The following is a 235-nucleotide window of genomic DNA, read 5'->3' as shown; positions in this document are numbered from 1 at the left end:
TGATAACAGATGATTCACAAAGATTGCCAGATGTAAGTAAACTTGGCAAATTATGGATGGGTGTCCATGGGTGTCCACATCCAATCGAATTATGGATGGGTGTCCATCTACAGCTCAGTTTCACAACGAATGAGGATGGATCTGTTTGCATTAATGTGGGGCCACATACAGGAATACCTGGCCCAAGCTTTGGTGTAGGTTTAGGAGGGTTGTTTGAGTGATTGCTGCAAATCTA

At 43.4% G+C, this 235-nt stretch carries 1 protein-coding gene; it reads left to right on the top strand.

Annotated elements, in window-relative coordinates; all coding sequences use genetic code 11:
* On the top strand, nucleotides 1–221 hold a 221-nt coding region (locus A3193_RS20860; RefSeq protein ID WP_235615065.1), incomplete at its 5' end, for a hypothetical protein.
* Between the last annotated feature and the right edge of the window lie 14 nt (nucleotides 222–235).

This window comes from Candidatus Thiodiazotropha endoloripes (assembly GCF_001708965.1).
In the GTDB taxonomy this organism is placed as follows: domain Bacteria; phylum Pseudomonadota; class Gammaproteobacteria; order Chromatiales; family Chromatiaceae; genus Thiodiazotropha; species Thiodiazotropha endoloripes.
Note: the sequence above shows the minus strand (reverse complement) of the source record. Positions and strands in the feature narration are given on the sequence as shown.